The 14,818-nt window shown below is 39.6% G+C and carries 9 protein-coding genes and 1 tRNA gene; 4 read left to right on the top strand and 6 right to left on the bottom strand.

What is annotated here, in order from left to right:
• Positions 1–141: 141 nt before the first annotated feature.
• The 3 genes from ACT29I_RS08960 (at position 142) to ACT29I_RS08950 (ending at position 4,766) form a co-directional block, all read left to right on the top strand.
• A complete protein-coding gene (locus ACT29I_RS08960) occupies positions 142–1,488 on the top strand; it encodes a sensor histidine kinase (RefSeq protein ID WP_430933563.1) in 1,347 nt (448 codons plus the stop codon).
• Between the two features lie 130 nt (positions 1,489–1,618).
• On the top strand, positions 1,619–3,418 hold the full coding sequence (gene typA / locus ACT29I_RS08955; RefSeq protein WP_430933562.1) for a translational GTPase TypA: 1,800 nt from the start codon (positions 1,619–1,621) through the stop codon (positions 3,416–3,418).
• 196 nt (positions 3,419–3,614) lie between these two features.
• Positions 3,615–4,766: an MFS transporter gene (locus ACT29I_RS08950; protein WP_430933561.1), complete on the top strand. Its 1,152-nt coding sequence runs from the start codon at positions 3,615–3,617 to the stop codon at positions 4,764–4,766.
• Positions 4,767–4,834: 68 nt separating this feature from the next.
• Here the strand turns inward: ACT29I_RS08950 and ACT29I_RS08945 are convergent, their stop codons facing one another.
• On the bottom strand, positions 4,835–5,782 hold the full coding sequence (locus ACT29I_RS08945) for a sensor histidine kinase (protein ID WP_430933560.1): 948 nt from the start codon (positions 5,780–5,782) through the stop codon (positions 4,835–4,837).
• A 168-nt stretch (positions 5,783–5,950) separates the two neighbouring features.
• Positions 5,951–6,024: transfer RNA gene (locus tag ACT29I_RS08940), tRNA-Asn, on the bottom strand.
• 186 nt (positions 6,025–6,210) lie between these two features.
• On the opposite strand from ACT29I_RS08940, the gene ACT29I_RS08935 reads away from it, so the two are divergent.
• Positions 6,211–7,191 (top strand): adenosine kinase, encoded by a 981-nt coding sequence (locus tag ACT29I_RS08935; protein WP_444793236.1) that lies wholly within the window; start codon positions 6,211–6,213, stop codon positions 7,189–7,191.
• 65 nt (positions 7,192–7,256) lie between these two features.
• On the opposite strand, the gene ACT29I_RS08930 is transcribed toward ACT29I_RS08935, so the two are convergent.
• The 4 genes from ACT29I_RS08930 to ACT29I_RS08915 form a co-directional block, all read right to left on the bottom strand.
• Positions 7,257–8,528, bottom strand: a complete 1,272-nt coding sequence (locus ACT29I_RS08930; protein ID WP_444793235.1) for an NAD(P)/FAD-dependent oxidoreductase — start codon at positions 8,526–8,528, stop codon at positions 7,257–7,259.
• A gap of 225 nt (positions 8,529–8,753) precedes the next feature.
• Complete coding sequence (locus tag ACT29I_RS08925) at positions 8,754–12,455, bottom strand: metallophosphoesterase (RefSeq protein ID WP_444793234.1); 3,702 nt, start codon at positions 12,453–12,455, stop codon at positions 8,754–8,756.
• 32 nt (positions 12,456–12,487) lie between these two features.
• Positions 12,488–13,381: an SdiA-regulated domain-containing protein gene (locus tag ACT29I_RS08920; protein ID WP_430933556.1), complete on the bottom strand. Its 894-nt coding sequence runs from the start codon at positions 13,379–13,381 to the stop codon at positions 12,488–12,490.
• 187 nt (positions 13,382–13,568) lie between these two features.
• Complete coding sequence (locus ACT29I_RS08915; RefSeq protein ID WP_430933555.1) at positions 13,569–14,528, bottom strand: AEC family transporter; 960 nt, start codon at positions 14,526–14,528, stop codon at positions 13,569–13,571.
• Between the last annotated feature and the right edge of the window lie 290 nt (positions 14,529–14,818).

The following is a 14,818-nucleotide window of genomic DNA, read 5'->3' as shown; positions in this document are numbered from 1 at the left end:
CTGTGATGTAGTATAAAGGTAAATGCAATGGTAATTATTGGTTAAATGATTGAATATTCAAACGAATTGTATTTAAAATCTAAAAAAATACAAAAATGATTTTAGGGATAACAAAATGGTTCTTGTTGCGTAACCTCCAACATGATAGAGAGAATTAAGTCATATGTTTCGGTGGGACAATATAGTTCTGCCGATGGATTAGACTATTGGAGAGAGAGAATCTTTAAGAGCATCTTACTTGTTATTATCATTTTTGGGATTTTTCCTTACGGTTTTGGGATGTATATGGCGTTCAGTCAAGAAATATATCCGGTTGCTGTTGTAGATACATTGGTTTATGGCGCCATTATTTATTCTATATTTACCAAAGGTATTTCGTTAATTAAGCGCATATATTTTATTGTTGGCCTAATATTTTTTATCGGAATAGCTTTAACAATACTGGTGGGTAAAGATGGGGCAGGCTTTAACTTTGTGATTGGCTCCATTGTGCTGTCCTCTTTGCTTCTTGGTCTGAGGGGAGCAATTATAAGTCTAGTGGCCACATTAATAACCGTATTGCTTATTGCATTAGGTATCTATCTGGATGTATTTGGTAACCTAAGGGTTACGCAGTACACCCCTATCGAATGGATTGCGGTCTCCATCAATATCATTGCCGTAGGTGCTATGACCGCTATTCCGCTGGCCATCTTGTTAAAAGGCTTAGAAAGTACTATTGATGGACAAAGAAACCTGCAGCAACAATTAACTAATAAGGTATCCCAATTACAAAAAGCCAAACAGAAAGCGGAGCAAGCGGATTCATTAAAAACAAATTTCCTCGCTAACATGAGCCATGAAGTCCGAACACCTCTCAATTCTATTATGGGATTTTCGGAACTGGTTTTAAACGGGATGTATAGTGACGAGGACGAGAGAAATAAGTATATGATGACTATTAATCAAAGTGGCAGTTATCTTCTCAATATTATTGAAAATATTATGGATTTTTCGATGATTGAATCTAACCAATTAAAATATACACTACAATCGTGCAACCTAAATGTAGTGCTCGACGAATTAAAGAATATATACAGACACCCCAACACAACATCTTCAGACGTTAATGTTTCATTTAAAAAACTCAACGGCAGTGATACATTCGTGATCACCGATGCCCATCGATTAAAGCAGGTGTTTATTAACCTGATAAATAATGCCCTCAAGTTTACCGAGAAAGGAGAAATATCGGTTGGGTTCAGCAATGACGAGCAAGGTATGACCCGGTGTTTTGTTAAAGATACCGGAGTTGGAATTACTCCAGATGCCCAATTAGCCATCTTCGATCGTTTTGTAAAGATTGAAGGGTTAAACCAGGTTAAGGATGGCACAGGACTGGGGCTGCCAATTTCTAAAGGCATTATCGAAGTAATGGGAGGTACGATGTGGGTCGAGTCAGAAGTCAACAAAGGCTCAACATTTTATTTTACCATTCTTAATGAGTAAATTATTCTTCAATTTAAAACCATTTGGTTAAAAACCCTTAAATACACCTGTTTATATTTCTCTTTTAATATTCGTATCCTATAAAACCAGAAATAAACCTTACCTTTGCACCCTCATTTTTTACGATGTTATGCAGGATATAAGAAATATTGCAATTATAGCACACGTTGACCACGGTAAAACTACCTTGGTAGACAAGATGATAATGGCTGGTAAGCTGTTTAAAGATCATCAGGAAGTTGGCGAGTTAATCATGGACAGCAACGATTTGGAGAGAGAGCGGGGCATCACCATTCTTTCAAAGAACGTTTCGGTCATGTACAAGAACACGAAGATTAACATAATCGATACCCCGGGTCACTCCGATTTTGGTGGAGAGGTAGAGCGTGTATTAAATATGGCTGACGGAGTTCTGCTTTTGGTAGATGCCTTTGAAGGGCCAATGCCACAGACCCGCTTTGTATTGCAGAAGGCTCTTGGTTTAGGTTTAAAACCTATTGTCGTTATTAATAAAGTTGATAAGCCTAACTGTCGACCCGAAGAAGTGCACGAAGCAGTATTCGACCTAATGTTTAACCTGGACGCTACCGAAGACCAACTGGATTTTGTTACCGTTTATGGTTCAGCAAAAAATGGATGGATGAGCACCGACTGGAAGGTTCAAACAAATGATATATCTGCTGTTTTTGAGGCTGTATTAGAAAATATTCCTGCACCAGAATATAACAAAGGAACGCCACAGATGTTAATTACATCGCTGGATCACTCTCCTTACACCGGACGAATTGCCATTGGTCGTGTTCAGCGAGGTGAGTTAAAAACCAACCAGCAGGTTTCATTGGTAAGTAGAGATGGTTCTATCACCAAAACCAAAATTAAAGAAATCAACGTTTTTGACGGATTAGGTCGCACAAAAGTTGATGAAGTTAAATGTGGTGAACTTTGTGCGTTGATTGGATTAGAAAGTTTTGACATTGGGGATACTGTAGCCGACATCGAAAACCCGGAAGCCTTAGATCCTATTTCGATTGACGAACCAACCATGAGCATGTTGTTTACCATTAACAATTCACCTTTCTTTGGACAAGATGGTAAATTCGTGACATCTCGACATATTAAAGACAGACTAGACGCTGAACTGGAGAAAAACCTGGCGCTTAGAGTTGAAGATACCAATTCGGCGGATGCCTGGAATGTATATGGCCGTGGCGTTCTTCACTTGTCTGTATTGATTGAAACCATGCGTCGTGAGGGCTATGAGCTTCAGGTTGGTCAGCCCCGTGTAATCATTAAAGATATTGGGGCAATCAAACACGAGCCAGTTGAGGAATTAACTATCGATTTACCAGATGTGCATTCGGGTAAAGCAATTGAAATGGTGAGCCAACGTAAAGGTGATATGTTGAGCATGGAACGCAAGGGCGACCGCGTGGTTATTGAATTCCACATTCCTTCAAGAGGAATCATCGGATTACGTAACGCCATGTTAACAGCAACCGCAGGAGAGGCCATTATGGCACATCGCTTTGTTGAGTTTCAGCCGTACAAAGGCGAAATTAATAAGCGCTTAAATGGTTCTTTAATTTCCATGGAAGATGGAGCAGCGATTCCTTACGCGTTGGACAAGCTTCAGGACAGAGGGAAATTCTTTGTTTCCCCACAGGAAAAAATATATAAGGGTCAGGTAATTGGCGAAAACAATCGCGATGGGGACCTGACCATCAACATCACCAAAACCAAAAAACTAACCAACATGCGTACCCAAAGTACCGATGACAAGGTTAGATTGGCACCTCCGATCATATTCTCGCTAGAGGAAGCATTAGAGTATATACAAGGAGACGAGTATGTGGAAGTAACACCGGAAGCGATCCGTATCCGTAAAATATATCTTGAAGAACACGAACGTAAGCGTTTAGCGAAGCAATAAATAATAACGTAAGAAGTTATTTATTGATTTGCTGTTTTTCGAGTTAGCAGCGAGCCGCATCTGTTTCAGGTGCGGCTTTTTGCATTGCGAATGCAGCGAATAGTTTTATTTTTACGATTCACATAAGAAATTTAACTACTGTGCAGAATATATTATTGTACAGTGAGTTATATTGAGTATCATAATACAAACCACCATGATAAACGCCTTTAAAATTATTAGCATATACATTATGCTATACATGGCCAATGCACTCTGGAAAGTTTTTTACAATATATATTTGGCTGAAATAGGTTTAACAGGTGCCGAAATTGGCACACTCAATTCAATTATTCAGGCAACTATTTTTGTCGCTGTAGTTTTGTGGGGCCGATACGCAGATAAAAAAGGAATTCGCCCAACATTGCGCGTGGGCATGGTAGCCACTTCAATATTGATGTGTTCATTAGCTTATATGAACGGTTTCTGGATTTTGGTTTTCTTTCTTCCTGTTCTTACTTTTTTTTATCACCCATTAGGCGCGTTAACAGATGCAATGGCTATGCAATATGCCGCGATTGAAAAAAAACATTCGTACGGCAGTTTCAGGTTATGGGGATCGTTAGGCTGGGCGCTTGCAGCTATTGCCGGTGGATATTTGTTTACATCGGTATCGTTAAAATACACCTTTTTTATTGCCGCAATTCTTTATTTAATCAACATACCATTTCTATCTACCCGCAAAAAAGTACGTACCTATAAAGCCAATTTTAAACTGGTGGGCCTTAAGGATGTGATTGACAACAAACCTTTGCTTTTTTTTATAATTATTTTGACTTTCTACGGGATTGTGTGTTCCCCCATGTTTTATTATCTGAACTTATATTTTACGGAGCTCAAAGCCTCTAACACCGTTGTAGGATTGGCGTATGCAATTATGGCCATTAGCGAAATCCCCTTGTTTTTGCTTGGCAACAAACTATTAAAGAAATTCGGTATAAAATCTATCATGATCTTAGCAATGTCTTCCATTGTTGTCAGGTATTTTGTTTTAGGCTATTTGCCCAATGTACAATTGGCCCTGGCAATTGGTTTGTTGCAGGGTGTTTCTTTTGCTTTTTTTCTGGTTGCTGCGGTCAGGATTATTGAAAAACTAATGCCAGAAGGACAACATGCCACAGCCCAATCCATCATCTGGGGGACATATATTGGCATAGGGCAAACGATTGGAAACCTTGCCATTGGTTTTTTACTCGATTCAACGGGAATGATTGGGGTAATGAAAATCTCTGTTTACGCGAGCCTTGGCTGCGTATTGGCTGCAATCGTTTATTTTAGGAAGTTCGATTGGGAAAATGGGCACCAATAAATTACCGGGGTTTGAAAAATTTAAAAAAACAGGTATGATTTAAAATAAGCAAAGAAACCTAAATATTGCTATTTGTCAGTATTTACAAGAGGAACGGTAAACTTAAAATTAGAACCTTTATTCAATTCCGACTCCACCCATATCTTTCCATTAAACAAACCTATCATTTCTTTGCATATGGATAGTCCCAGACCTGTACCTCCAATGCAGTTTTTAATCGTAGATTCGGCCTGGCTAAATCGCTCAAAAACAGATTCGTGCAAATTGGCCTCCAAACCCACTCCTGTATCCTTTACATAAAACTGGAGTTCATCAACGCTTTTCGAACAACCCAACTCAATACTGCCGGAGTGGGTGAATTTAATGGCGTTACTTAACAAATTGCTAACCACCCTGCGCAATTTATCCTCGTCACAAACAAAATAAAAGTCATCATCTATTGTATCCATCGATGCAATCATGGTCACCTTAGGATTCATTAAAGGGGCAAATGTGTAGAAAAAACTATCTAAAAACCCGCGCAACCTAATTTTAGTTAAATTAACCTTCATCACCCCGGTTTCTAACAGGGAGGTATCCAACACATCATTGATCACAATTAAGAGCTGTTTGGAACTATCTAAAATAACGTCCAGATAAGAATTGACCATCTCATTTTCCGTTGACTCAAATTGTGCCAATTCCGAAAAACCGATAATTGAATTCATTGGGGTACGGAGTTCATGGGATATATTTTGAACAAATGCAGTCTTGAGTCTGTCATTTTGCTTTGCCAATGCTTCCGCCCTTCTTATTCTAGTCAAATGTTTTTTGGTCAATAAAAACAATAGAATAGCTGTTGCCAGAACATAAAACCAACCTTTGTAATGCTGAATTTCTGTCATCAATAATGGATCATCCGTAAAGCTGGAAACCAAACGGTCAGAATACAAAATCCAGCCGAACCCCAACAATAAATAGATGATAGCTAACTTATATTCAAACTTGATCTTATCGCCCAAAAACAAATTATTCATAACACCATAATATAATGATTTTACAAAAAATCGTATAGGTTATATTACAGCCACCTAACGATGTTTGGTTAAACATATGGATTTTCTAATTATAAACAGATTATTTTATTTACAATCTAATTTTAGGGCACAAAAAAAGCCACCCGAAACAGATCGGATGGCTTTTAGCTCCCCCTTCAGGACTTGAACCTGAGACCCTCTGATTAACAGTCAGATGCTCTAACCAACTGAGCTAAGGAGGAGTATTTTATATATTCCAATTCAATAATTAATGCTCTTTTACGAACAACTCTACATCTGAAGCCATCAACCTTTTGAGAAGCGTTTTTGTCAAATGCGGAGCAAAAGTAATAGGATTATTGAAAGTATGCAATATCTTTGTGAAAAAAATAATAAAAAAACAACAATAAAACGATAAATAGCTGATTATGAGTAGGGTTCTTGGAATGGGAAATGCACTTGTTGATATTTTGGCGAGGATGGAAAACGATGAATTGCTGAAGAAGCTAAATTTTCCGAAGGGAAGTATGCAGTTAGTGGATGCTGAAACTTCATCTAGGGTATTACAGGAAATAGCCAATTATGCCAAAGAACAAGCTTCGGGCGGGTCTGCGGCCAATACCATTCACGGGTTATCTTGCCTGGGTGTATCCACCGGTTTTTTTGGTAAGGTTGGTAAGGATGATTTGGGGGCTTTCTTTAAGAAAGATATGAGTGAAAACAATATTGAACCCAAGCTATTGGAAAGCGACCATGCTTCAGGAAAAGCGGTTGCGCTTATCAGTCCCGATTCGGAAAGAACATTTGCGACCTATTTGGGCGCTGCGGTAGAACTTTCGGCCGAAGACATCATTGATGAACTGTTTCACGGTTATACTCACTTTCATATTGAAGGGTACCTGGTATACAACCAACCTTTAATTGAAAAAGCGCTCAAATGTGCCAAAGAGGCCAACTTAATCGTTTCGCTTGACCTGGCCAGCTTCAACGTGGTAGAAGACAACCTGGCCTTTTTAAAGGATATGGTGGCCAAATATGTGGATATTCTTTTTGCCAACGAAGAGGAGGCCAAAGCTTTTACCAGCAAAAAGCACAAAGAAGCATTGGAAGAGATGGCGAAGCATTGCAATATCGCTGTTTTGAAATTGGGCAAGAAAGGTTCGTTGATTAAACATTTTGAATCCATATTTGAGGTAGGTATTATTCCTGCCAACAGTATTGACACAACCGGGGCTGGTGATTTATATGCCGCTGGATTCTTGTATGGATTAATAAACCTGTTACCACTTGATAAGTGTGGTGCCATTGGGGCACTGCTCTCGGGTAATGTGATCGAGGTTGTTGGCCCTAAAATGGAAACCGATCGCTGGGATAAGATTCACACTGAATTAGAGAAGCTGAGAAATTAAAATTTAACGGAACAGGTAGAAGAGTGCTTCCTATAGGGGCTTGCTACCTGTTCCTTTTTTTATCTTTATTTCTTTTTAAAAGGTCTGATCAACACCCTTAACGATTGATCACGGGAAAAATAACTCTGGGCCCAATTGATAAAGATGAACAAACGGTTTTTTACGCCAACAATGGCCATCAGGTGAACCACGAGCCACATAAACCAGGCTATTACACCCGAAAATGTAAACGAAGGAAGATCCACCACCGCCATGTTTCTGCCAATAGTTGCCATCGAACCTTTATCGCTGTATTCAAATTGTTCCGTTGTATCTTTTACTAAGTTTCTGGAAAGTAATCGTGCTTGCTGTATAGCAACTTGGGCTACTTGCGGGTGACCGTTCGCATATTTTTCAGTTTGCATGGAGGCAATATCACCTAAGGCATAAACGTCAGTAAGCCCTTTAATCTGATTGGTTCTATCCACTGCCAAACGATTTCCCCGCACGTAATGCTCTTCCGGGATCCCGTTGATGCGTTTCCCGCCAACCCCGGCCGTCCATACCAAGTTTTGAACTTTATAAGAGGTGCCGTCCTCTAAAATCATTTCATCACCATCATAATCCAAAATTTTAGTGTTCAGATGTACCTCGACACCTAATTGAGTGAGAAACTTGAATGCATCCTTACCGGCTTTTTCACTCATTCCATTTAACAGCCGGGGAGCAGCCTCGTAAAGCCGTATTTTCATCCGACTAAAATCAAGCTCGGGATAATCTTTTGGCAGTACATAACTTTTCAATTCGGCGATAGCCCCGGAAAGCTCCACTCCGGTTGGTCCTCCTCCTACAATCACCACCGATAATTGCTTGGCCTGTTCTTTTCTGTCTTCCGTTAAAATGGCAGCTTCAAAGCTTTCTAAAATACGGTTTCGAAGATTGATGGCCTGAGCCGTTGATTTCATGGAGATACCATATTCTTCGATATTTTTATTGCCGAAGTAATTCGTGTCCACTCCTGTAGCAATCACCAGTTTATCGTAGCTTAGTTCGCCAGCTTGCGTAACGATTGTTTTTTCGTGAGGCTTTACCTCCAACAGTTCGGTATTTCGGAAATGTAGATTGGTATGTTTCTGAAATATTTTCCGTATGGGGAAAGATATGTTGCTGGGTTCCAGACCAGAGGTGGCCACCTGGTAAAATAACGGTTGAAACTGATGAAAATTTCTTTTATCAATCATCACCACCTGATATTGTGACCCTGCCAGGTTACGGGCAAGTTTTAAGCCCGCAAATCCAGCTCCAATGATCACCACTCTTTTTTTACCGTTTGCTGGTAAATTAAAACTTTTTTCCATTTTTTAAAGACAATAGACGACAGGACATCCCTGAGTCTGTTTTAATAATATACCACACAAACTCGCCATTAAAGAAATTGTTCGTTAATTATAACTTTTTTAGGGATTATTAGGTTTCGTACATATTTATAAAGAGATGCATTATATGATACAACCTCGTTTGGATTATTTTTACTAAATAACAATTAAAACATTTTGGCATACGATAATGATGGGTCTCAAGCCTTAGAAGCTAAACTTCATGGCTACACTTAAAAAATTACCTTCCATGGTAAAGGAGTAGTAGGGTTGGAGTATGAACATTTCTAAAATATCCATGTACATGCCAATGGTCTGGCTATTGTGCCATTTATCGGAATCTTCACCATCTAACCAAACTCTACCTATATCGTAACCCCCTAACATTCCAATATGCATGGGAACATAACTATTGTTCCAATTCGCGAGTTTAAAGCGTACATCGGAGTTGTTATAAAACAAAGATTCGCCTCTGAACCTGTCCTTTCTAAAACCTCGCAGGTGAGTGATGTTACCAAGACTTGGATAATGGTAAAACTGTGGATCACCTTCAACAAACTGATACCCCGAGCTGTTGGCTAAAACAATTTTGGGTCTGTTGGACACGGTAAGGTAAAAACTGGCTTCTGAATCAAATTCCCAAAGGTCGTTATACCCCGATATTTCGTTCAGATATGACAGTCCTATGTTGAATTTAAAACCATTGGAGGGATTATTTTCCCTATCCAGTGCGCTAATACGATAACGAAGGGTTCCCCCGCCAAAATGTTTTCTTTTCAATTCTTCATCGGTAAAACCTATTTGCCGATCTCGGGCCACACGACCTACTGAGTTCTCCAGACGCACTGTTTCATAAACAGGCCCGAACACAAAACTTTGACGCTCGTTTTTACTGTGCCATCCAAACAAAGGGGAAATTTTAGTAGAACGTTTGCGAACCCAGTTGTATTGTTTAAGACTATCGGGATTGACAGACTCGTTGCCATAGCCAAAAAAGTTTTCAATTAATGGATAATCGATATTAATGGCAGGTACAAAATCCAATCGGCCTATCACGTTTGTGAAATGAGCGTTATAACCAATGGTAAATGCGTCCTGACTGCCCGGTGCCACCGAAAAATAGGCAGTGTGTTTAGATTTGAAAGGCTCTTTTCGCCAACCGTGCTGTGTCCATGTAAAAGTACCGCCCACCCACATACCATCGTCTTTGGTGTACCCCGCTGTAAGCAAAGGTAGGTGGGTGTTATACACGAAACCTTTACGTTCGTATTCGTTCACCTCTAAATCTTCGGAGGTTTTATCTGCAAATCCATCACCTTTCATTTTGATTCCCTTGTGATTATCATACACGAAAATCCTGTTGGCCGGAGATTCATTTATAACCTTATCATCATCTTCTCCACCAATAATCCTGATTTTTATTTTCTGATTATCGCTCCCGGTTATTATAAAGTCATCCTTGCCCCTTAAACCATATAAACGTATTTCCTTGGTTTCATCAGGATAAAAAGTTCTTTCAAACTTTTTTATGTCATCTTTCTTTTTTCGGGATATGAAGTAGGTAACTTTAACCGAACCATCTTCGTTTTTACGCACGTAAAACGCATCATCTTCATCGGTGCCCGAAACCTCTACCTCCTTTGAAATGAATTCATATAGTTTCCTTCCCATTTCAAGCATATTGGCACGGCGCTCCTTTAAAAGCGGGACCAGTTCCTTGTTCATTTCCTGAACCTCTTTTGGCAAGGCTATTAAAGAAGATGTGATCACTTCGTCGGTCATGTCTTGTTGTAATTGTTTAATTATGACTTCCCAATCGCTCCATTCCAATTGATTTAGGAAATAACGGTCGAAATAACGCGCATTGAAAGATTGATTTTTCACATCGCGCACGTTTCCTTTCATGGTTTTAAATTTCTTGACAAGAAAAGTTGAAACATACCATGGTATTGCGCCTTCGAACTTATAAAAAGCCTGATCCCTGTCCCGGGGAATGGGTCGGTACAATGTGCTATCCTCTTCTTCGAATGATGCCCAGCGCCACTGGTCGTCGTGTCTGTCCCAATCGTGTACCCAAAGGTCAAACATACGCGATTTGAGCACCCATTCCTGATCCACAAAATGGCTTTTTTTCTCGCGAAGGTTCATCAGCAAATCGGTATAGCCAATAATCTCCTTGCTATTGCCAAACTGTTTGGCATCGCTCCAATCGCCGTTAGGTCGTTGTTCCAATAAATATGCCTCTTCGGGGAACAACGAGTTGTAATTCCCCAATGCTTTTTGATGTTTCAAATAAACCAGTTCGGGTCTGGTATAGTAAATCCCGGCTGCTTTGGATAAGGTAGGTAACATCAATGCACCGTACGGATGGCTGGCACTGTTTATATCTTTCATGATGTCCATTGCCTTGAGGGTGCTAATCTTTTCGTCTACTAACTTGGTGTAATCCTTTTTAATGGAACGAAGGATATACTGTTTTCCGTCATTGGCTTCCATGCGTAAGGAATTGGACGACATTCCGCCACCTTTTTTAATAGGGGTAAGCCCCCCCAGCTTGGTTTCTAAATTGATAAAAGGAAGGCGCACAGGTGTTGTCCAAGTGCTTCGGTATTGTTTTCCTAACCAGAACTGCTTTCCTTTGCCTGCAGCAAAATGTGGGTTGGCCGCGGCAACCGTATCGCTTAGCGATACTGACGGGTAAGTTTTGGCAATGTTTACGGAACCGGCCTTGGGTTCGCGTAGCTGCTTTTTAAATTCCAGTTTTGGTTCGGCTTCAAATCCAGCTACTGTATAGAATTCTACCCATGATTCGTTGTTTTCGAAAAAATTAATTTTAGCATATCCCCTGGCTTCCCTCGCATATTCGGCATCTCCACCCCTCGCAGTATAATTTAATTTGCTTCCCGATCCACTTACAATATACCTTAAATCCTGATCCTCGAAATATTGCAAGGAGTGTTCATGGCCTGCGGCAAATATCACATCAACACCCAGTTCCAATGCCATATCGTTAATGCCCCGTGTTAATTCCTGATATTTTTTGTTTGCTAAATCCTGAATATCACCTGTTGTACGACGATATATTGGCGCCACGGAACCAAGTACTGGCAGAGGTACCCATAGGTTCTTTACTTTGTGTAACGGGAATAAGTGATGCTTCCAGGAAAAACGACCTCCGTGTTCCCCGTCACTTTTTATCGGATGATGCATCAACATCACAATTTCGTCGTTTTTATGATCCATGAAAATTTCTTCAATTCGTTGCAGCAGGTCAGCTCTTGTTTTAATATCGCATCCTTTGTTTATTTTCTTCTCTTCATCCCAATTCTGGAGCCACCACTGGCTATCAATAAAAACGAATACCAAATCTTTGTGAATTTTAACTACCATAGGGTCGCCACAACCATTGCCGGGATACATCTTCACCTTCTTCTCAAAATCATCCTCAAAGTATTCCTCGATATAATCTTCTTGCCGCTTAACAGCTTTCAGCCCTTTCTTTTTGCCCTTTTTCCAATCGTGGTTACCCGGTATAAAAAACGTATTTCCGTTACAGAACCTAGCCAGTTCTAACGATGCATTTATCGTTTTCTCCATATAAGCCCTGTCTGCATTATTTTTAGTGGGAAGTCCCCAGGGATATAAATTATCGCCCAAAAAAACCAGGGTGCTCGGGGTTGTGGTTGCAGACAGATCCTGACCAACTGCTTCCAGTACATAATTTTTCCCTAAGTTATTGTTGTCGAGCTGACCCGCATCTCCAACTAAAAACAAGGTATGTACAGGTTTGGTAGTTGGGGATGTAACCTGTGATTGCCAGTTCAAACTCTCAAGGCCATAATACGGAGTGCGAATGGTTCCGCATGAAACAATAAATGCAATGAATAACAGAGAAAGTATAATCTTCATAATTGGTAACGGATATTGTAGGTTACAATTTTCTAATGGATGGACGAGTAAACAAATATTCTTCCTCTTGTTCCATGTCCTTCTGTACTTACGAATAAAGTACCATCCGGACTGAAGCAAATACCTTCGGGTTGAGGGATCTTACTTTTATCAAAGAAAACGCATTGAATAGGTTTATGTTCCAATGAATAAACCAACATCATGCTTTCAACAGCCGATACAATATAAACATGTTTCGTTATGGGATGCACAGCAATGCCCGATGGAGAAAAACCTTTTGCTCTATCTTCTGCTTTTTTACTGCCGCCATCATTTTTTATGAGTTTTGATACCTTTTTGCGCTTAATCAATAAAAAAGGTTCTTTGTTTAATTTTTCCTTAGCCAGGTTAAAAGAATAGACGGCCTTACTTCCTTTGGGATCCTTTTCGCTCAGCGTTTTTGCTTTGCACGATACTAGCAATTGTTTGTTCGTAGTATCATATCCCAATCCTTCCACATCGTTTTTTAATGAAAGCCGGGTTTCAATTTTAACAGTTTCTGTTGGAGTTTTTTTGTATATGTCGCCATTGCTTTTTACGATATAAATATTGTTTCCAACCTTTTCAACTCCTTCATAATCACCTGTGGAACCAAATTTTTGTTGACTTAGAATTTCTCCGGTCGTTGGATTTAGCTCGTAAATAAGTCCTTGTTCGTCGTTAATAGCCAAAAGATTGTTGTTTGCACTGTTGAACGACAATCCGGATATTTCGGTTAAAAAGGCACTTAACTTTATAATATTGTCTGGTTTTTCAAAATTATAGTGGGCCAAGTTACTCGAGCCCGATTGATATGCATTTATATGTTGGGTATCACTCCCCGAACTGAATTTACAAGAAAAAAGCAATAGCAATAATGTGATAATGGGTAGAACCTTGAACTGCATATTTTAAATTTTAGGATGCTACAAATTAAGACTAAAATTTCAACTGACTTAAGATAAATTTATTGTATTGATAAAGAAACGTGTTCAATGATGAATTGTTGACTTTGAAATGGCATAGATGCTAATGTTGAAAGATTGCATCCTTTGCTAGGAACTTATAAGCAAGGATACCATCATACAACTAATATTACAGCAGAAACAGTAGCCACAAAGGAATGGTTATTAACGAAAGCAAGTGGGTAATTAAAATGGTTCCGCTAATAAGTTTTTGGTCTGCCCCGTATAGTTCGCCCAATACCTGGCTTGCCATGGCACTCGGCATTACAGCAACAATAAGCATTACATTCAGGAATGCATGGTCCGGGAAAATTTGTTTGAAAAGAACAACCCCCAAAACAGGAATTAAAATCAACCTGAACAAAGCCACCGACCATAAATCCAATTCTTTTAAATCGCTCAATTTAATTAATCCCATCCGTCCCCCTACCATTATCATCGAAATAGGGATAGTGGCCTGTCCCAATTGATAAATAGTTTTTTGGGAGTAGTTCAAAAACAGGCTGTTGTCCAGTAGATTTTGGATGGGCATTTTAAGTACATAGAGACCGACAAGTACCATCAACGAAAAATAAATGCTCACCATTGGCGGCGAAAGCAAATGTTTTAGGTCTTTTATTTTAAATCCTCCTTTGTTCATGTTGAGGATAGAAATTCCAAGTGTCCACACCGCCAGCTCGGCACCCAGCGTCGATAAGATTAAGGCACCCATATGCTGTTCGCCATAAAGTTTTGAGATGATAGCCAAAGGCAAAAAAGAGTAGTTGTTGGTGGTCATCTGAAACAAAATACTCTTGCGCCGTTGCAGGTCGTTACATTTAAAAAAGCCGAGATAAATTAATCCAACCACATACCCTAACAGGCAGAATACAAAAATAGCTACGGGCAGCTGCCATGATGCCAGGACCTTTGACAGGGTAAAGTTTTTTGTGATTGAACTGAATATCAGGCATGGATACAGTACTTTAACAATAATCTGGCTGAAATCCTTAAGGGCAGGTTCGGAGATGATGTTTTTGCGAATGACCAAAAATCCGGGTATCATCATTAAAAATACCGAAAGCACATTTATAAACAGCGTTTGGAACATCTTTTAACTTTTGACCGTAAAGGTAATACTATTTAATAAATGTAGATTTGTCATTGGGAATGGGTAATTCTGCCTGGAAGGGTGGGGAAGGTTTCAAAATTGAAAACTTGGTCAGGTAATGTCGAAGCGGAGTTTGTTGCTCTTTAACTGAAAACGCAACAGGTCAACTTGTTGCGATAAATATCACGATCCTTGGAAGGCATTGGAAACAAAAGAAAACCTATCTAAATTATAACTTTTATCTCGAACTCACGATTGAGTTGTTGCTTTTTCACGCTTTACAAAATTTA

Source organism: Saccharicrinis sp. GN24d3, from assembly GCF_052400645.1.
GTDB lineage: Bacteria > Bacteroidota > Bacteroidia > Bacteroidales > Marinilabiliaceae > Saccharicrinis.
This window is presented reverse-complemented; position numbering and strand designations above follow the sequence as displayed.